Raw genomic sequence first — 17,335 nt, forward strand, 5'->3', positions numbered from 1 at the left:
TGTACTGCGTGGCGTGCGCTCAGGCGGCGTCCGGTCCGAACAGTCCGCGCACCGCGGTTTCGGCCTGGCCACGCAGTTCGGGGATGGCGATGCTCTCCCAGACGCAGCCGATGCGCAGGCTGCCGAGGATGAATACGCGCGGTTGCGACACGCCCTGCGCATCGACCATCCGGCCATCGCGCGCGGCCTTCAGGCCGATGCCGTGCGGTCCGCCCTGTGCATGGCCCTTGCCGAGCAGATCGTGCAGCAAGGGGCTGCGCATGGTCTGCGCGCGCATTTCCACACCGGTGGCGTTGACCACGTAATCGACGTCGAACTCGTCGATCCGGCCGTCGCGTGCATGCGTGCTGACGCGCAGGCGATGGCCTTCCGCCATCACCGTATCCAGGCGGCCGCGGTGCAGGCGCAGCTGGCCGCGCTCGAGCAGCGCCTGCAGGCGCGCATGCACCTCGGGGGCGATGCGGTGGCGATGCACGTCCCACTGGCGCACCACGTGGCGCAGGAAGCGGCGCTGGTCCGGTAGCGAAAGCGATTGCCACAGCGCCTGGCCGTGCGGGCGGATGCGCTCCATCACCGACTGCCACGGCAGGCCGTCGGCCACGGCCTGCTTCGCCGACGCACGCAGGAAGCGCATGCGCGCGCGCAGGCCCATCGCCTGCAGCGGCGCGGGATCGTACGTGGCGGCCGGGCCGTGGCAATGCGGCAACGGCAGCAGGGCATGCCGCGACAGCACATGGATCGTGCCCGCGTGGTCGTTGTCGGCCAGGCTGAGCACGGTGTCGACCATGCTCAGGCCGGAGCCGACGATGCACAGGTCGGCATCGGCCGGGATCGCCTTGATCGCATCGAAATCCCAGGCGGCCAACGAGCGCCCCGCCGGCAACTGCGGGGCGCCCCGGGCCGGCAGCGGCTTGGGCGTATTGCCTACCGCCAGCACGACGCCCTTGGCACGCAATGCGCCGTGCGCCTCGAGGCGCAGCGTCGCGCTTTCGGCATCCGGTTCGAGTTCGGTGACGCGGTCCTGCACGATCTGCAGCGTCGCCGGACTCGCCGCGATGGCTTCGCCCAGCCGGACGCGCAGGTAGTCGCCGTAGCGTCGGCGCTCGATGAACGCATGCGCCAACGTGTCGCGATCGGGGCCGCCGGGCGGCGTGGTGGCCACCACGTAGTCGAGGAAGTCCGCGGGCTGGTCGTCGAAGGCGCTCATCCGCGCGGCCGGCACGTTCAGCACGTGCTCGCCATGCGTCGTCGCATACGCCACGCCCTGCGCGAGTACATCGCGGGGCTCGATCATCACGATGCGCAGCGGGCCGTTGGCCTGGCGCAGCGCCTGCATCGCGACCAGCACGCCGCCGGCGCCGCCGCCGATGATCGCAAGGTCGCAGGGCGGCAGCGGGGCGGTCGGGGTGTCTTCGCTCATGCGCCCATTGTAGCGAATGGCCCGCGTTGCCCCGGTCCGGATGGCTACATCAGCGAGTCCGCCAGGCGCGCGATGCCTTCGCGGCTGCGCTGCCAGCCGGGGCGCCGGCGCCATGTCCCTGCTTCCACGACGTCGGCATGCGCCAGGTAGTCGGCTTCGATGGCGCGGATGCGCGCCACGACATCGGCGTCGTAGCAGACCAGCCCGATCTCCGCATTCAGCGCGAACGAGCGGATATCCAGGTTGATCGAGCCGACCAGAGCGATGTCGTCATCCACGGTCAGGTGCTTGGCATGCAGGAAATGCGGGCGATAGAGCGCGATCTTCACCCCGCAGGCGAGCAGTTCCGCGTAGTAGGACTGCTGCGCCCACGCCGTCAGCGGCTGGTTGTTGGTGGCCGACAGCACCAGCTGCACGTCCACGCCCGACAGCGCCGCGATGCGCAACGCGCTCAGCGTGGCGTCGTCGGGCACGAAATAGGGCGTGGTCAGCACCACCTTGCGGCGGGCCAGGTGGATCAGCGCGTTGACGGTGTCGCGCGCGTTCTCGAACGGATAGGCCGGTCCGCTGGGCAGCAGTTGCGCGGGAACATCCTGCGGCTGCACCGAGAGGTCCGGCGGCACGTCCAGCCGCTCGCCGGTCTCGATGTACCAGTCGCTGGCGAATACGGCCTCCAGGTGCGAGACCACCGGCCCCTGCACGCGGGCCACCAGTTCGCGGTTGGGATGGCCGACGACGAAGGAAGCGTCGGCCAGATTCTGCGAGCCCACGTAACCGATGCCATTGTCGATCACCGCCACCTTGCGGTGGTTGCGCAGGTCCATGCGGCCGCTGCGCCGCCAGCGCAGGCCACCGGGGAGCATGTCGTGCACGATGACGCCGGCCGTGCGCAGTCGCGTGCGATACGCGCGAAGACCGCGCTTGGCGCCGACGGCATCCAGCAGCACCCGGCACGTCACGCCCCGCGCGGCGGCGTCGCACAGTGCCGTGGCCACCGCCTCGCCGACAGCATCGTCGAACATCAGGTAGTACAGCAGGTGGACCTGGCGCTTCGCGGCGCCGATGTCGTCGAGCAGCGCACGCAGCGACGCGTCGTAGTCGTCCAACAGCGCCACCGCATTGCCGTGGGTGGGCATGAACGCGCCCTGGCGTTCGATCAGCGGCGCCATCTCGGCGGCGGCACCGTCGCGCGGTGTCCAGCGCAGCGCGCTGAGCGGGCGCTGTTCTTCGCGGATCACATCGGTGGCGCGGGCCTGCCGGGCGATGCGTTCCCGCGACAGCCAGGGATGTCCCAGCAGCAGGTACAGCGGCAGGCCGAGCAGCGGCACGAAGCCGACCAGCAGCAGCCAGCTGCGCGCGGCGGCCGGAGTGGTCCGGCTGGGGATCCACCACAGCGCCGCCAGCCGGATCAGCCAGTCGATGATCAACAGGGCGGTGCCGAATGACCACTCCATGCGGCGCTACCGTCGGAAGGGGATGTGCCGATTCTGCGCAGGCACGCGGGCAAAAGAAAACCCGAGTAGCTGCTCCTTCTCCCCGCATCCGGGGAGAAGGAGCCCGAAGAGCCTGCCCCGCACTTGATACGGGGGCGGATGAGGGGCAGCTTTCCTGCGTTGCTGGAGCCGGAAAGAAAAAACCCCGCCGAAGCGGGGTTTTCGTTGAGACGCGGGATCCCCGCCTGCGCGGGGATGACGCCATGACACCGGCGAACGCGCGAGCGCGTTCGCGTCATGGCGTCACTTGATCTTGCCTTCCTTGTAGATCACGTGCTTGCGCACGACCGGGTCGTACTTCTTGATTTCCATCTTGCCCGGGGTGTTCTTCTTGTTCTTGTCCGTCGTGTAGAAGTGGCCGGTGTTGGCCGAGGAGATCAGACGGATCTTGTCGCGCTTGGATGCCATGTGTAGTTACTCCTCAGACCTTTTCGCCGCGGGCACGCAGCTCGGCCAGAACGGAATCGATGCCGTTCTTGTCGATGGTGCGCAGCGCGTGCGCGGACACTTTCAGCTTGATCCAGCGGTTTTCGCTGGCGACCCAGAAGCGGCGCTCGTGCAGGTTGGGCAGGAAACGACGACGGGTCTTGTTGTTGGCGTGCGAGACGTTGTTACCGGTCTGCACACGCTTGCCGGTGACTTGGCATACGCGGGACATACGCACCTCGATAGGTAATTGTGTCGCCCATAGCCCGGGAGACGGCGGCCCGGCGGACGTCCTGCAGGGCAGGACGGACACCACGCGAAACGGTGGAAAACCGCTGCAGACACAAGCCGGAATCGCGTTTCCGGCCGCAGATCCGGACAGACCGGACGCAGCGAGCCGCGCATTATGCGTGACTTCCCCTTTGTGCGCAAGCACTTACGGCAGGTCCGGGGAGGGCGCCTTGGGCTTCCGGCCCCCAACCCGGGGTTATGGGGTCCGCATGGTTTTCGATTGGCCGCCTCCCGGGCGCTTGGTTACGGTGGATGGGCCGGATACGCCGGCATCCTGGAGGAACACGCATGTCCGAGCCCGCCAGCTGGGGTCCCCCTTACCTGCTCTATCTGGGTAACGCGCAGGACGACCTGGCAGCCAAGACCGCCCGGGGACTGGCCTACTGGCGGCCGACGTGGTGCGTGGGCCAGGTGCGCGGACCGCGCTGCCAGACCAGCGTCGGGCTGCCGGACCTGGATTTCGCCCAGGCACGGGCCGCGGGGGCGCGGACGCTGCTGGTGGGCGTGGCCAATGCGGGCGGGGTGATGGATGCCGATACCGTGGAAGCGGTACTGGCGGCGATGGAGGCGGGGTTGCACGTGGCCTCGGGCCTGCACCAGCGCCTCGCCGACGAGCCCCGTATCCGGGAGACCGCCAGCCGACTGGGGCGCGTGCTGTTCGATGCCCGCCGCCCGCCGGTGCTGGACGTGGGCAAGGCGGTGCGGCGCGTGGGGCGGCGCCTGCTCACCGTGGGCACCGATTGCTCGGTCGGCAAGATGTACACGACGCTGGCGCTCGAACGCGAACTGCGGTCCCGCAACGTGGCGGCGGACTTCCGCGCCACCGGGCAGACCGGCATCTTCATCGCGGGCGGGCATGGCGTGCCGATCGACGCGGTCGTCGCGGATTTCATCTCGGGCGCGGCCGAATGGGTGTCGCCGGCACGCGACGACGACGGCTGGGACCTGATCGAAGGCCAGGGTTCGCTGTTCCACCCCTCGTTCGCAGGCGTATCGCTGGGTTTGCTGCATGGCGCGCAGCCCGATGTGCTGGTGCTCTGCCATGAACCCACGCGCCAGCACATGCGTGGGTTGCCCCATTACGCGTTGCCCAGGCTGGAGGACTGCCTGGCCGCGAACCTGCAGGCCGCGCGCCTCACCTCGCCCGGCGTGCAGGTGGCGGGCATCGCGATGGACACGTCCCGGTTGCCGCGCGACCAGGCGGCCAGCCTGTGTTCGCATGTCGAAAGGCGCTTCGGCCTGCCATGCCAGGACCCGCTCGCCGACGGGGTGGCGCGCATCGCGGACCGGGTGCTGGAGCTTCATCCCGCCGCGTGAGGACAGGGGTGCAGGGTCCGGGCCTACGTATGATGCGGACCATCAGGAGGAGGGACGCATGCGCCTGCGCCATATCGAACTGTTCCAGGCGCTGCTGCAGGCCGGCACGCTGACCGGCGCCGCGCGGCTGCTGCACATCTCGCAGCCGGCGGCCAGCAAGTTGTTGCAGCATGCGGAGGCGCAACTGGGATTCACGCTGTTCGAACGCGTGAACGGACGATTGGTGCTGACGCCGCAAGGCCTGCTGATGCGCGAGCACATCGAGCGTGTCGGGGATGAACTGGCCGACCTGGACCGGCTGGCGCGCAACATGGTCGCCCCGGGCAGCACGGCGCTGCGCGTGGTCGCCACGCCCACGCTGGCCGGCGCGTTGTTGCCGGCGGCGATGCGCGCGCTGTCGGCGCGCTACGCCGATGCGCAGGTGCAACTGCTCACGCAGCACACGCGCGAGATCGTCGATGCGCTGCGCCTGCGCGATGCGGACATCGGCCTGACCCTGCAGGCCGTGCACGTACCCGGCATCCGCCTGCTGGCCCTCGGCGAAAGCCGCGCCCATGCCATCGCACCGCCCGGGTACTGGAGTGACGAAGCGCTGCGCGAACCGCTACCCCGTGCCGCGCTGGCCGACCAGGCGATGGTGGGTCTGGACGTGAGGGACGCGCTGGGCCGCGCTGTCCGCCAGCACCTGCAGGATCTCGCGCCGCCGCCGCGCCTGCGCATACGCGTGCAGACCTATCCGCTGGCCCGTGCGCTGGTCGCCGACGGTCATGGGCTGGCGGTCGTGGATGCATTCACCGCGCGGACGCCGGGCCCGGCGGTGCAGGTGCGGCCGCTCGATCCGCCACTGCCGGTCACGTTGCACGCGCTGTTGCGCGACGGCGAGCCGCCGATGCCGGTGCAGCGGCACTTCATCGACAGCGTGAAGCGGTTGGCGCGCGACTACGGCTGAGACGCGACCGCCTGCCGGCGCTCGCGCACCCAGGCGCGGATCTGCTCTTCCAGCACGGGCAGCGTGACGGAACCCTGCTTCAGTACGGCATCGTGGAAGGCCTTGATGTCGAACTTCGACCCCAGTTCCCGCTCCGCCTCGCCACGCAGGCGGACGATGGCGATCTCGCCCAGCTTGTAGCTCAGTGCCTGGGCCGGCCAGGAGATGTAGCGGTCCACCTCGGTGGTCACTTCGTGCTCGGACAGGGCGGTATGGTCGCGCAGGTAGGCCAGGGCCTGGTCGCGGGTCCAGCCCTTGTGGTGCACGCCGGTGTCGATCACCAGGCGGGCCGCGCGCCACATCTCGTAGGTCAGCCGGCCGAAGTCCTCGTAGGGCGTCTCGTAGATGCCCATCTCCTTGCCCAGCTTCTCGGTGTACAGCGCCCAGCCTTCGCCATAGGCCGAGATGTAGTTGTCCCGACGGAAGGCGGGTTGTTCACCCTGCTCCTGCGCCAGTGCGGCCTGCAACGAGTGACCGGGCGAGGATTCGTGCAGGGTCAGCGCCGGCAGGTTGTAGAGCGGGCGCGAGGGCAGGTTGTAGGTGTTGAGCCAGTAGGTGCCCAGGCCGCCGCGACCGGCGGTCCAGAACGGCGCGATGTCGGCCGGCACCTCGACGATGGTGAAGCGCCCGCGCGGCAGCGTGCCGATGTACTTGCCGACCTCGCCATCGACGCGCTTGGAGATCCACGCCGCGCGGTCGAGCAGTTGCTGCGGCGTCTTCGCGTAGAACTGCGGATCGGTGCGCAGGAAGGTCAGGAATTCGGCGAACGTCCCCTTGAAGCCGGTCTGCTTGATCACCTCCTGCATCTCGGCCTGGATGCGTGCGACTTCCTTCAGGCCGATGGCGTGGATCTGTTCTGCGCTCAGGTCCAGCGTGGTGTATTCGCGGATCTGCTGCGCGTAGAAATCCTTGCCGCCCGGCATCGCTTCGGCCGCCAGCGTGGTGCGTGCCTGCGGCACGTACTCGGTGCGGAAGAACGCCAGCAGCGCGCCGAACGCGGGCACGACCTGTTCGCTGATGGCCGCGCGCGCCTCCTTGCGCAGCGCTTCCTGCTCCGCCGCGGGGATGCCGGCCGGCATCTTCTTGTACGGTGCGTAGAAGGTGGACTGCTCGGGGTCGCGCTGTTCGGCCACGGCGGCGATCGAGACATCGCGGCCGTCCAGCACCGCGCGCGGCACGGTGAAGCCGCGCGCCAGGCCGGCACGCATGTTGGCGATGTGCTGGTCGAAGTGGCGCGGCACGTCGCGCAGGCGCGCGGCATAGGCGCGGTAGTCGTCCGCCGTCTTCATCTGGCGGCGCGCCATGAACGACAGGTTCGACCAGAACGACGAATCGGAATTGAAGGGCATCTCGTATGCGCGCAGGCGCACTTCCGCCGCCAGGTTCTCCACCTGCGGGCGGTAGATCGCCAGGTTGATGCGGTTCTCGGCCGACAGTTGCGTGGCGTCGATGCCGTCGAGGTCCTTCAGGACCTGCTCCCATACCTTCAGCCGCGCCTGGTGGGCGGAGGCGCCGACATCGGGCAGGCGGGTGTTGTCTCCGCTGGTGTCGGTGTCCTCGTCGGCCTGGCCGGTCTGTTCCTGCCGCCACTTCCATTCCTTCTCGTAGAGCGCCTGGAAGCGCTGGTCGGCGTCGGAGGGCGTGAAGGCGAGCGCCTGCAGGGGCGCGCAGGCCAGCAGGAGGGCGGCGATGCGGAGGTTCAAGGCGTACATCCGGTGGAAGCAGAAACCGGATGGTAATGCAGCGGCGCCATCGGTGCTTTTTGTAGGAGCGACGTAAGTCGCGACTGTGGCATCGACACACCATGACGCCCGCATCATGCAGTGAGCGGGCGGCCTGAGGCTGGGTTCTTGCGCAGCGCTGCGCTGAGAGGCGCCGTAGCCTGAGGGCGTGCGGTCGCGACTTACGTCGCTCCTACAGAAACGCCCGCGTCAGGCGCGCGTGCGCAGGCGCTCCAGCACGCCGTCCAGCGTGTCCAGGTCGGTGTACTGGATGACCAGCTTGCCCTTGCCGCCGCGCCCGTGGGCGATGGTGACGCGGGTGCCCAGGCTCTCGGAGAGTTCGGTTTCCAGCGACGCGATGTCCGGCTGCGGCGCGGCCTTGGCAGGCTTGGCCTTCTTGCCGTTGACCGGTACCTTGCCGGCGGCGAACTGCTGCGCGCGATGCTCGACTTCGCGCACCGACCAGCCCTGTTCGGCGGCGTCGGACGCCAACTTGCTGGCCAGGTCCGGCGACAGCGTCAGCAGGGCGCGGGCGTGGCCCATTTCCAGGCGTCGGGCTTCGAGCAGGGCGCGGATTGCGGGCGGCAGTTCCAGCAGGCGCAGCAGGTTGGAGACCGCCGCGCGCGAACGGCCGACGGCTTCGGCCGCTTCCGCATGCGTCAGCGAGAATTCGTTGATGAGGCGTTGCAGCGACTGCGCCTCTTCGAGCGGATTGAGGTCTTCGCGCTGGATGTTTTCGATCAGCGCCATCGCGATGACGGTGCGGTCGTCCAGTTCGCGCACGACCACCGGCACTTCGGCCAGCCCGGCTTCCTGCGAGGCGCGCCAACGGCGTTCGCCGGCGACGATCTCGAACTTGCCCGGCGACAGTTCGCGCACGACGATCGGTTGGATGACGCCCTGCGCCTTGATCGATTCGGCCAGCTCGGTGAGCTTGGAGGCATCCATCTGCATGCGCGGCTGGTACTTGCCCGGCTGCAGCTGCTGCACGGGCAGGGTGCGCAGCGCCTCGCCCGGTTGCGCTTCCGGCGGCGGCGTCTCGGCGGCCTTCGGGCCGAGCAGGGCTTCCAGTCCGCGACCCAGGCCGCGCTTCTTCGGGGCGCTCATCACGCATGCTCCATGTGCTGCTGTTGCTTCTTGCGGTCGGCCTGGCGGCGCAGGATCTCGCCGGCCAGGCCCAGGTAGGCCACGCCGCCGCGCGAGGCGCGGTCGTAGCCGACGATGCTCTGGCCATGGCTGGGCGCTTCGGCCACGCGCACGTTGCGCGGCACGATGGTGCGGAACACCTTGTCGCCGAAGTGGGTGGTCAGTTCGCCGGACACGGCATTCGCCAGGTTGTTGCGGATGTCGAACATCGTGCGCAGCACGCCTTCGATCTCCAGGCCCGGGTTCAGGCGCGCGCGCAGCGCGTCGATCGTCTCCATCAGCGCGGACAGGCCTTCCAGCGCGTAGTACTCGCACTGCATCGGCACCAGCACGGAGTCGGCGGCGGTCAGTGCGTTGAGCGTGAGCAGCGACAGGGCCGGCGGGCAGTCGACGATGATGAAGTCGTAGTCGCCCCGGAGTGGCTGCAGCGCGCTCTTCAGGCGCTGTTCGCGGCCGTCCGAGTCCATCAGCTGGATCTCGGCCGCGGTCAGGTCGATGTTGCCCGGCATCAGGTCGAAGCCTTCGGCCGTGGTGACCACGGCCCCCTTCGCTTCCACTTCGCCCAGCAACACGTCGCAGGTCGATGCTTCGACTTCGCGCTTGTCCACGCCGCTGCCCATCGTCGCATTGCCCTGCGCATCCAGGTCGACCAGCAGCACCCGCTGCGGCGCGCGTGCGAGCGCGGCGGCGAGGTTCACGGCGGTGGTCGTCTTGCCGACTCCGCCTTTCTGGTTGGCAATGGCAATGATGCGGGCCATGCGAGGGCGCCTTATCGATTACGGGGTGGGTAGGGGATTATGGGGGGTCGGGAGCGGGCGTGCGAAATCATCCCAACGGGCGTACCGGCCACACCCGGTCATGAGCCCGCTTCCCCACGTCGCGATGACGTAGGTCGCTCAGTCATATCAAAGGGTTACATCGCGCGCACCGGCGCGGTGCGGGGTTCAGTCGCGACGGACGACAACCATGTGACGTTCACCGACCAGCCCGGGCACGGCCAAGGGCTGGACCGTGGCCGCGGTCCAGCCCGTCGGCAGGGCCGCGATCTCGTCGTCGGGGCGCACGCCCTTCATCGCCAGCAGCGCACCGCCGGGCTTCAGCAGGTGGCCGCCGACCTCGATGATCCCCGCCAGCACGTCCAGCGCGCGCGCGGTGAGCGCGTCGTAGGCCTGCGGTTCGTCCAGTGCTTCGGCGCGCGATTCGGCCACACGCGCATTGTCGAGCTTCAGCGTGCGCACGGCTTCGCGCAGGAAGCGCGCCTTCTTGCCGTTGCTCTCCACCAGGGTCACGCGCAGGCCGGGCTTGGCGATGGCCAGCGGAATGCCCGGCAGGCCGGGACCGGTGCCGAGATCGGCGAGCGCGCCGCCCTTCGCCGCCAGCGCATCCACGAACGGATGCATCGCCAGCGAGTCCAGCAGGTGGCGGGTGACCATCTCGCGCGGGTCGCGGATCGCGGTGAGGTTGTAGGTCTTGTTCCAGCGGTCGAGCAGGGCCAGGTAGGCCAGCAGGCGCGGCGCCAGCGCATCGGCGTCGAGGTCGAGCGCGACGAGTCCGCGATGCAGGGTGTCGCGCAGGTCGGCGGGAAAGGCGGTGTCGTTCATCGCTGCATTATCGCAGGCCTTCGCGCCGGCCCCGCGGGTGCCACGCGAGCGCGGCCTGGTACTCCGGCCGCGGCGCCCATTCGTGCAGGCGCCAGTCCTCGGGCCGCCCCAAGCTGGGATCGCAGGCGGCCAGGCGCGGGCCATTCCCGTCCAGCACGACATGGAAGCGATGCAGGCCGAAGGAAATTCCCTGGCCATGCGCCTTCAGCACCGCTTCCTTGCAGCACCACAGGCGCACGAATGCCAGCAGGCGCGCATCGTCGTCGTCAAAGTCGCGCAGCCAGGCGGTCTCTTCGGGATGGTAGAAGCGCTCCGCCAGTTCCATCGCGCGTGGACGCGGGCGCAGGCGCTCGATATCGACGCCCAGTTCGATGTCTTCGCCCAGGGCCAGCAGCAGGGCCTCGCCGCTGTGGCTCCAGCCGGTTTCCAGATGGTGCAGCGGTGCGATGAAGTGCGGCCGCCCCTGCGCGTCGCGGGTGATCGGCAGGGCCTCGGGCGCGAGCCCCAGCGTGCGTGCCAGCGACTCGCGTGCCTGCGGCTCGCCGCGTTGCCGTGGCGCGTGCGCCAGCAGCCACATCGCGATGCCGTCATGGCGCCAGTCGGCGGGTGCCTCGCGCCAATTCATGCGGTCTCACGCGGCGCGTGGTGCGGCACGGCGTGCAATCGCGGCGCGACAGCGGTATCCAGCAACGGCAAGGACGCGTCCCCCATGTGAGTTAACGGTGGTTTCACGCCGGACGGTAAAGATGCAAGCGTGCCCCGCAGCGTGGGGTTCTGTCCATCAAGGGAGGAAGCGGCATGAATTTTCTGATCTATCTGATCGTGGGTGGCGTCGCCGGCTGGCTGGCCAGCATCGTGATGAAGCGCGACGGCTCGCAGGGCATCATCCTGAACATCGTGGTCGGCATCATCGGCGGGTTCCTTGGCGGCTGGCTGCTGCCGACGCTGGGCCTGGGCCTGGGAGGCGGCTGGGTTGGCTTCCTGATTACCGCCTTCATCGGCGCGGTGGTCCTGCTGCTGATCGTCAACCTGCTCAGCCGGGGTCGCGCCCGGTAGCGGTTCCGCTGCGGCCGCGTGCGCGTTCGAGACGCACCCAAGGCCCGTGGCAAGGAGAAGGCCCGGCATCCGCCGGGCCTTCTTCGTTTGCGTCGCTCAACCGCCCAGGCGCACCCATGCCGGAGCGTGGTCGCTCGGGCGTTCCCAGGTGCGCGGTTCGCGGTCGATGCCGGATTCCACCGCCTGCCCGCGCAGCGCATCGGAGACCAGCGTCAGGTCGATGCGCAGGCCCAGGTTGCGGCGCAGGCCGCCCATCCGGTAGTCCCACCAGCTGTAGACGTTGGCTTCCTCGCTGTGCAGGCGGAAGGCATCGTGCAGGCCCAGCGCGTACAGGCGTTGCAGGGCGGCGCGCTCGGCCGTGGAGGTCAGGATGTGGTCGTCGTTCCACACCTTGGGGTCGAACACGTCGCGGTCGTCCGGGGCAATGTTGAAATCGCCCATCACCACCAGCTTCGGATGCGCCTGGAGTTCGGCGGCCAGCCAGTCGTGCACGGCATCCAGCCAGCGCAGTTTGTAGGCGTACTTGTCGGTGCCCACGTCCTGGCCGTTCACCACGTACAGATTGACGATGCGCACGTCGCCGACGGTCGCGGCGATCACGCGCTTCTGTTCGTCGTCGAAGCCGGGAATGCCCACCTGCACGTCGCCGATCGGCTCGCGCGACAGCAGCGCCACGCCGTTGTAGGTCTTCTGCCCGGCGAATACGCTGCGGTAGCCCAGCTCGGCGAGCGCGGTGTCGGGGAAGCGGTGGTCTTCCAGCTTGGTTTCCTGCAGCCCGACGATGTCCGGCGCGAATGCGCCGAGCCACTGCGTGAGGTGCGGCAGGCGCACGTTGAGCGAATTGACGTTCCAGCTGGCGATGCGCATGTTCGTTTTCTGCGTGCTCGGGAAGAGGCGTGTGTCCGCGGGCGCATCTTACCGCGGCCCACTCCCAGCAAGCGGCGGGCTGGCCCTCGATGGGCCAGCCCTTCCATGCGACGCCTCAGAACGACCAGCTGAGGGTCACGCGCGCATTGCGGCCCGGTTGCGACCAGCGCCCGATGCCGGCGGCACTGGTGGAACCGGAGAACACCGCGTTGCCGGCCCCCGCCGTGCGCACGCGGTTCCACAGGTAGTACTCCTTGTCGAACACGTTGTAGACGCCGGCGGTGAGGTGCAGGTTCGGCGTGATGTCGTAGCTGCCGAACAGGTCCAGCAGCGTGTAGGCGCGCGCCTTGTAGGCGTACACCGGCACGACTTCCGCGCCGTAGCTGGAATTGGTGATGCTCCTGCCGTAGTCCGAGGGATCCTTGTCTTCCTGGTGGGTGACGTTGGCGGTCAGGTTCCAGCGCCGCGACGGCGCGGCGTAGTTCAGGCCCAGCACCGCCTTGGCCGGCACGATGCTGCCGAGCGGCTCGCCGTCGTTGTCCTCGCCCTCGTTGTACGAATAGGCCAGCCGCGCCATCCAGTCGTCCGCCAGCAGCCACATGCCTTCCGCCTCGACGCCCTTCACCTTCACCTCGCCGCGGTTGATCGGCATGGTGTAGATGTAGCCGTTGGTGACGACCGTCTGGCCGCCCACGACGGTGCTGTACTGCACCGTCGGATCGCCGACGAACTCCGCGGTGTCGATGAAGTCGCTGTAGGTATCGTGGAATGCGGACACGCCCAGGCGCAGGCGATCGCTGCTGTAGCGCCAGCCCAGTTCGATGTTGAAGCTGCGCTCGGCATCGAGATCCGGATTGCTCTTGCCATCCGGCACCGTGACGAGGGCGCCGTCGGACACGCGCGTGACCTGCGTGGTCGATGACGTGCCGTACATATCGTTGACGCTCGGTGCCCGGAAACCGCGGCCGAGCTGCGCCCACAGCGACTGGGTGTCGGTGATGCGGAAGTCGGCGCCCAGGTTCCATGTCGGCGAGCGGAACTCGGATACGCCGACGCTGCCGCCGCCGTCCGTGTAGCCGGAATCGCCGTCCGCGCCGGGGCGCACCTTCGGCGTGTACTTGTAGCTGTCGTAACGTAGTCCACCGGTCAGCGTCAGGCGATCCTCCAGCAGCCGCACCTTGTCGCGGGCGTACAGCGTCCACGCGGTCTCGCGGGTATTCGGCCACAGCGAGGGATCGGTATCGCGACTGACCAGTTGGCCCGCGTTGTTCCAGCGCGAGTCGACCGAGTTCCAGTCGATGTCGGCCTGCTGCCAGGCGGCGCCATAGACCAGTGCGTGGTGCATGCCGCCCGCGTCGAAGGACTTGTCCAGGTCCACCGCCGCGCGGTCTCGGTCCTGCGTGTCCCAGCGGAATTCCTGCCGTGAACAAAGCGCCGCCACCGAGCAGCGGGTTCCGCCCGACGTGCCGCTGGCTACCAGGACGTTGGTCTGGCCCTGGATGTAGTTCTCCTGGCGGTCGACCGTGGCTTCGAGCGTGTCGAACGCCGCCACGCCGGCCTTCCAGGTGTACTTCAGGCCATAGCGGTCGCGGTCGCTGCGATCCACTGCGGAGCGCTCGTAGTACGAGCCCACGCCATCGCTGCGGGTCCAGTTGTCGACATGGCCGGTGGTGCGCGCGCGCTCGTAGATCAGGCCGAACGTCTGCGTGTCGCTGATCAGGACATTCGCCTTGGCCAGCAGGTTCTCGCTTTCGCGATCGATGGGGTCCGGCGTGCGGCGGCCCGGCCCCATGCGGTTGATCGTGGTGTCGTACCAGGACTCGGTTTCGTGGCCTTCGCGCTTGGTGTAGATCAGCAGCGACTCGAACCGGCCGGTGCGGTTGGCGAGGGTCAGCGTGCCGGCGTTCTCGTCGTTGCTGCCGGTGTACGCATACTTGAGCGCGCCCGCGGTGTCGTTGCCGGTGGGCTTGAGGAAATCGGACGGGTCCTTGGTGGTGAACATCACCGCGCCGCTGAGCGCACCGCTGCCGGCGGTGATTGCGTCGGCGCCCTTGATGATCTCGACGCTCTTCACCGCTTCCATGTCGACGCTGCCGCGCCCCGAACGGAAGAACTCGTAGGGCTGGTAGGTGCCGGGGTCCATGCTCTGCGGGAAGCTCAGGCCATCCAGCGTGATGGAGACGCGGTCGGCTTCGAGCCCGCGGATGTTGAAACCGTTGAAGCCGGCACGGCCCAGATCGACCATCTCGACGCCGGGCACGTAGCGGATCGCATCTTCCATGCTCTGCGCGCCCTGCTGCTCCAGTTCCTTGCTGGTCAGGGTGGTGACGCTCTGGTTGGTCGATCGCTGCTGCTCGCGCTTGGCCTTGACCTCGATGGTGTCCAGCGTCTGGGCGCCCTCCGGATCGGCGGGGATTTCCGCATGGGCGGGCATCGACAGGCACGACGCGATGGCCAGCGCCAGCAGGTGGGGGGACAACTTCATGGTGTGACTCCACAGTCAGGAAAAAACATGCGCTTCGATGGGAGCGCTCCAATCCTGGCTGCGGCCGCGATGGCGGAAGTACGTCGCTGGGATGGCGCGGGATCGCGCCGACGAAAGAAGGGTCGCGCTACGTCTTGTCGTAGCGCAGCAGCAGGCGGCCGATCTCGGCCTGGCCCTGGTGCCGCAGCGGCGACGTGGTGCCGCCAAGCGGGAACGGCAGCGCGATGTCCTCGTGGCCGCCGTGCTCGCGCGCGGCTTCCACGCGCAATACGTAACGACCCGCAGGCATCGGGTGGCCGCGATCGTCGCGACCATCCCACGCCAGCGTGTAGCGACCGGGCGCTCGGGTCGGGCGCGCGATCCCCAGTGCGCCGGCCGGATCGTTGCGACCGTAGTGGCGCCACCAGCGCGGCAGCTCGCTCAACCAGCGCGAACGATCGCCCAGCACGTGCAGTTGCCGTACGGCGCGTCCGTCCTCGTGTTCGATCCATACCGCGAGATACGGCTTTCGATAGCGATCCGCATCGATCGCGGGAATCTCGTAGTCGATGAGGACGGCAGGCGCGGAAAGCGGAGGCGCCCCTTCGTCCTTCGCTAACGCCGCCGGCCAGCGCGCCGAGGCGAAGGGAATGCCGGCGTCCGACACCAGCAGGGCCGCGGCGCCTTCGATGCGGTCGACGAGGGCGATGCCGTCGCGGATGGGCATCACCGTCAGCGCAGTGGCCAGCGCATCGGCCGTCGCGGCATCCGCGGCGATGACCGTGGCGGCGGGCGCGTAGCTCAGCGGCCAGCCGTCCTGGGGGTCGAGGATGTGGCTCAGGTGCCGACGACCGATGACGTAGCCACGGCTATGGTGGCCACTGGCCGCGACGGCTTGGGAGGCCAGTTGCACCTGCGCGATGCCGGGCTGGTTGTCGATCGGTCGCTTCGGGTCGGCCACCTCGACGCGCCACGCGTCCCGGCCTTCAGGGTGACCCCAGTACACGGCGTCACCGCCGATGTCGATGCGGATGCCGGATGCCTTGGGCGCGATGCGGCGCGCCCGTGCGAGCGCGCGGTCCAGGATGTAACCCTTGGCGATGCCATCGACATCGAAGCGCAGGCCCGCGGCCGGATCCAACACGCCTTTCGCGGGTGCAGGCAAGGCCGACAGCGCACGTGCCTGGCGACGCAGCGCGGCGCGTTCGGGCAAGCGGTCATCGGCATCCGCCTGGCGCCATTGCGCGATCAGGCCGCCGAGACGACAGCTGAAAGCGCCATCCGTCTCGACGCGCCAGCGCTCGCACTGCGTCAGTACATCGACGACCGCGTCGGGCAGGCGGTCGGCGGGCAGGCGGCCGTCGTTGTAGCGGGACAGCGCGCTGTCGTCATTCCATGTGCTGAGCTCCCGCTCAAGGCGGATGATTTCGTCCAGCGCGGCATCGACGGCGCGCGCGCCGCGTGCACCGTCGCCTTCGACCTGCATCTCGAACGACGTACCGAGCACGCCTTCCCGTTGCGCCTGCACGGGCGCCGCCATCACGGCCGGGCTGACCAGCGCCAGCCACAGGCCTATCCCCTGGAGTGTCATCGACGGCCGCATCCCCATGCGAGCTCTCTGCTCAGTTCGCGGCAGGCCGCTCTGGACGTGGAGGTGGCGGCAGTTTGGCGTCCGCCGCGTCCACCACGCCGTCGTGGTTGCGGTCGGCGGCGTCGAACGTGCGCTTGCCCGACACCTGGTACTCGGCGAAGGTCATCTTGCCGTCCTTGTCGGTGTCCAGCGCACCGAAGCGCACGCGCGTCTGCTTGTCCGAGCCGCCGGTCTGGGTGGCGATGTGGCGATCGAGCCGGTCCTCGTACTCGGCCAGGTACTCGTCCTGGCTGAGGCGACCATTGCGATCGGCATCCGTCCGGGCGAACTGCTCGGTGCGGGCACGATCGAACTCGCCGCGCTCCACCTTGCCGTCGCCGTTGCCGTCGTACAGGGCCAGGAATCCCTCGGCCGTGTGGCTGCTGGGCAGCGCCAGGCGGTTGGGGCGACGGTCGAAGCGCGCGGCCGCTTCGGCCGTCTTCTCCTCGTCCGCCTTCGCATCGCCCTTGCTGGCCATCGCTTTCTGGCCTTCGGTCCAGACGCGTTCGCCGGAGGCATCGAATTCCTTCTTCGACACCTGGCCATCCTTGTCGGCGTCCAGGGCCGCGAAACGGCGCCGGGTCTGTTCGACCTGTTCGCCACGGCTCTGCTCCATCTCTTCGCGCATGCGGTCCTCGAACTCCTGCACGTACTCCTCCACGTCGACCGTGCCGTCGCCATTGGCGTCGGTCGCATCGAAGCGGGAGCGGCGGAATGCGTCGAACTCCTGCCAGGTCAGGCGGCCATCGGCGTTGCCGTCATGCTGCGCGACGAAGGCGTCGATGTTGTTGCCGTGACCACCGACCAGGGGGCGCGGCGTGGGCGCTTGCTGGGCGAAGGCGGGAGCGGACAGCAGCACGCAGGCACACGCGCTGGCGAGCAGGCCAGGTTTCATGGGCATCTCCAGGGAAGGGG

16 protein-coding genes are annotated in these 17,335 nt (G+C 68.8%); 3 read left to right on the plus strand and 13 right to left on the minus strand.

Annotated features, from left to right (window positions below; translation table 11 throughout):
• Nucleotides 1–19: 19 nt before the first annotated feature.
• From ASD72_RS19165 to rpmB, 4 genes are all read right to left on the minus strand, one after another.
• Nucleotides 20–1,420 carry an FAD/NAD(P)-binding protein gene (locus ASD72_RS19165; protein ID WP_056881577.1) on the minus strand — a complete coding sequence of 467 codons (1,401 nt, stop codon included), beginning with the start codon at nt 1,418–1,420 and terminating at the stop codon, nt 20–22.
• Nucleotides 1,421–1,464: 44 nt separating this feature from the next.
• Complete coding sequence (cls, locus tag ASD72_RS19170; RefSeq protein ID WP_056881578.1) at nt 1,465–2,874, minus strand: cardiolipin synthase; 1,410 nt, start codon at nt 2,872–2,874, stop codon at nt 1,465–1,467.
• Between the two features lie 282 nt (nt 2,875–3,156).
• A complete protein-coding gene (gene rpmG, locus ASD72_RS19175; RefSeq protein ID WP_027070918.1) occupies nt 3,157–3,321 on the minus strand; it encodes a 50S ribosomal protein L33 in 165 nt (54 codons plus the stop codon).
• Between the two features lie 13 nt (nt 3,322–3,334).
• Nucleotides 3,335–3,571 (minus strand): 50S ribosomal protein L28, encoded by a 237-nt coding sequence (gene rpmB / locus ASD72_RS19180; protein WP_056881579.1) that lies wholly within the window; start codon nt 3,569–3,571, stop codon nt 3,335–3,337.
• Between the two features lie 347 nt (nt 3,572–3,918).
• Between rpmB and dgcN the strand changes: the two genes are divergently transcribed.
• Nucleotides 3,919–4,947 (plus strand): N-acetyltransferase DgcN, encoded by a 1,029-nt coding sequence (gene dgcN, locus ASD72_RS19185; protein ID WP_056881580.1) that lies wholly within the window; start codon nt 3,919–3,921, stop codon nt 4,945–4,947.
• A gap of 58 nt (nt 4,948–5,005) precedes the next feature.
• The gene (locus tag ASD72_RS19190) at nt 5,006–5,896 is read left to right on the plus strand and encodes a LysR family transcriptional regulator (RefSeq protein WP_056881581.1); all 891 of its coding nucleotides are present in this window, start codon (nt 5,006–5,008) and stop codon (nt 5,894–5,896) included.
• Here the strand turns inward: ASD72_RS19190 and ASD72_RS19195 are convergent.
• The 5 genes from ASD72_RS19195 to ASD72_RS19215 all read right to left on the minus strand — a co-directional run bounded on the left by ASD72_RS19195 (nt 5,887) and on the right by ASD72_RS19215 (nt 11,028).
• On the minus strand, nt 5,887–7,626 hold the full coding sequence (locus ASD72_RS19195) for a DUF885 family protein (RefSeq protein ID WP_056881640.1): 1,740 nt from the start codon (nt 7,624–7,626) through the stop codon (nt 5,887–5,889). The two genes, ASD72_RS19190 and ASD72_RS19195, sit on opposite strands and share 10 nt — an antisense overlap.
• A 240-nt stretch (nt 7,627–7,866) precedes the next feature.
• A complete protein-coding gene (locus tag ASD72_RS19200) occupies nt 7,867–8,763 on the minus strand; it encodes a ParB/RepB/Spo0J family partition protein (protein ID WP_056881582.1) in 897 nt (298 codons plus the stop codon).
• The gene (locus ASD72_RS19205; protein WP_056881583.1) at nt 8,763–9,560 is read right to left on the minus strand and encodes an AAA family ATPase; all 798 of its coding nucleotides are present in this window, start codon (nt 9,558–9,560) and stop codon (nt 8,763–8,765) included. Before ASD72_RS19205 ends, ASD72_RS19200 begins: the two co-directional genes overlap by 1 nt.
• A 186-nt stretch (nt 9,561–9,746) precedes the next feature.
• On the minus strand, nt 9,747–10,403 hold the full coding sequence (rsmG, locus tag ASD72_RS19210) for a 16S rRNA (guanine(527)-N(7))-methyltransferase RsmG (protein ID WP_056881584.1): 657 nt from the start codon (nt 10,401–10,403) through the stop codon (nt 9,747–9,749).
• A gap of 7 nt (nt 10,404–10,410) precedes the next feature.
• Nucleotides 10,411–11,028, minus strand: a complete 618-nt coding sequence (locus ASD72_RS19215) for a 4'-phosphopantetheinyl transferase superfamily protein (RefSeq protein ID WP_056881585.1) — start codon at nt 11,026–11,028, stop codon at nt 10,411–10,413.
• A 173-nt stretch (nt 11,029–11,201) separates the two neighbouring features.
• Between ASD72_RS19215 and ASD72_RS19220 the strand changes: the two genes are divergently transcribed.
• Entirely contained in the window at nt 11,202–11,459 is a 258-nt protein-coding gene (locus ASD72_RS19220) for a GlsB/YeaQ/YmgE family stress response membrane protein (RefSeq protein ID WP_056881586.1), read from the plus strand.
• Between the two features lie 96 nt (nt 11,460–11,555).
• Here the strand turns inward: ASD72_RS19220 and xth are convergent, their stop codons facing one another.
• The 4 genes from xth to ASD72_RS19240 all read right to left on the minus strand — a co-directional run bounded on the left by xth (nt 11,556) and on the right by ASD72_RS19240 (nt 17,315).
• Nucleotides 11,556–12,326 carry an exodeoxyribonuclease III gene (gene xth, locus ASD72_RS19225; RefSeq protein WP_056881587.1) on the minus strand — a complete coding sequence of 257 codons (771 nt, stop codon included), beginning with the start codon at nt 12,324–12,326 and terminating at the stop codon, nt 11,556–11,558.
• Nucleotides 12,327–12,441: 115 nt separating this feature from the next.
• Complete coding sequence (locus ASD72_RS19230; protein ID WP_056881588.1) at nt 12,442–14,811, minus strand: TonB-dependent hemoglobin/transferrin/lactoferrin family receptor; 2,370 nt, start codon at nt 14,809–14,811, stop codon at nt 12,442–12,444.
• Nucleotides 14,812–14,938: 127 nt separating this feature from the next.
• Entirely contained in the window at nt 14,939–16,381 is a 1,443-nt protein-coding gene (locus tag ASD72_RS19235; RefSeq protein ID WP_056881589.1) for a DUF2271 domain-containing protein, read from the minus strand.
• 31 nt (nt 16,382–16,412) lie between these two features.
• Entirely contained in the window at nt 16,413–17,315 is a 903-nt protein-coding gene (locus tag ASD72_RS19240; RefSeq protein WP_056881590.1) for an EF-hand domain-containing protein, read from the minus strand.
• Nucleotides 17,316–17,335: the final 20 nt, after the last annotated feature.

It is taken from the genome of Pseudoxanthomonas sp. Root630, from assembly GCF_001427585.1.
Lineage (GTDB): Bacteria > Pseudomonadota > Gammaproteobacteria > Xanthomonadales > Xanthomonadaceae > Pseudoxanthomonas_A.

Coding starts and splice junctions, on each gene's coding strand:
- ASD72_RS19165 (WP_056881577.1), bottom strand. CDS start 1,420: ATGAGCGAAGACACCCCGACCGCCCCGCTGCCGCCCTGCGACCTTGCG.
- cls (WP_056881578.1), bottom strand. CDS start 2,874: ATGGAGTGGTCATTCGGCACCGCCCTGTTGATCATCGACTGGCTGATC.
- rpmG (WP_027070918.1), bottom strand. CDS start 3,321: ATGGCATCCAAGCGCGACAAGATCCGTCTGATCTCCTCGGCCAACACC.
- rpmB (WP_056881579.1), bottom strand. CDS start 3,571: ATGTCCCGCGTATGCCAAGTCACCGGCAAGCGTGTGCAGACCGGTAAC.
- dgcN (WP_056881580.1), top strand. CDS start 3,919: ATGTCCGAGCCCGCCAGCTGGGGTCCCCCTTACCTGCTCTATCTGGGT.
- ASD72_RS19190 (WP_056881581.1), top strand. CDS start 5,006: ATGCGCCTGCGCCATATCGAACTGTTCCAGGCGCTGCTGCAGGCCGGC.
- ASD72_RS19200 (WP_056881582.1), bottom strand. CDS start 8,763: ATGAGCGCCCCGAAGAAGCGCGGCCTGGGTCGCGGACTGGAAGCCCTG.
- ASD72_RS19205 (WP_056881583.1), bottom strand. CDS start 9,560: ATGGCCCGCATCATTGCCATTGCCAACCAGAAAGGCGGAGTCGGCAAG.
- rsmG (WP_056881584.1), bottom strand. CDS start 10,403: ATGAACGACACCGCCTTTCCCGCCGACCTGCGCGACACCCTGCATCGC.
- ASD72_RS19215 (WP_056881585.1), bottom strand. CDS start 11,028: ATGAATTGGCGCGAGGCACCCGCCGACTGGCGCCATGACGGCATCGCG.
- ASD72_RS19220 (WP_056881586.1), top strand. CDS start 11,202: ATGAATTTTCTGATCTATCTGATCGTGGGTGGCGTCGCCGGCTGGCTG.
- xth (WP_056881587.1), bottom strand. CDS start 12,326: ATGCGCATCGCCAGCTGGAACGTCAATTCGCTCAACGTGCGCCTGCCG.
- ASD72_RS19230 (WP_056881588.1), bottom strand. CDS start 14,811: ATGAAGTTGTCCCCCCACCTGCTGGCGCTGGCCATCGCGTCGTGCCTG.
- ASD72_RS19235 (WP_056881589.1), bottom strand. CDS start 16,381: ATGACACTCCAGGGGATAGGCCTGTGGCTGGCGCTGGTCAGCCCGGCC.
- ASD72_RS19240 (WP_056881590.1), bottom strand. CDS start 17,315: ATGAAACCTGGCCTGCTCGCCAGCGCGTGTGCCTGCGTGCTGCTGTCC.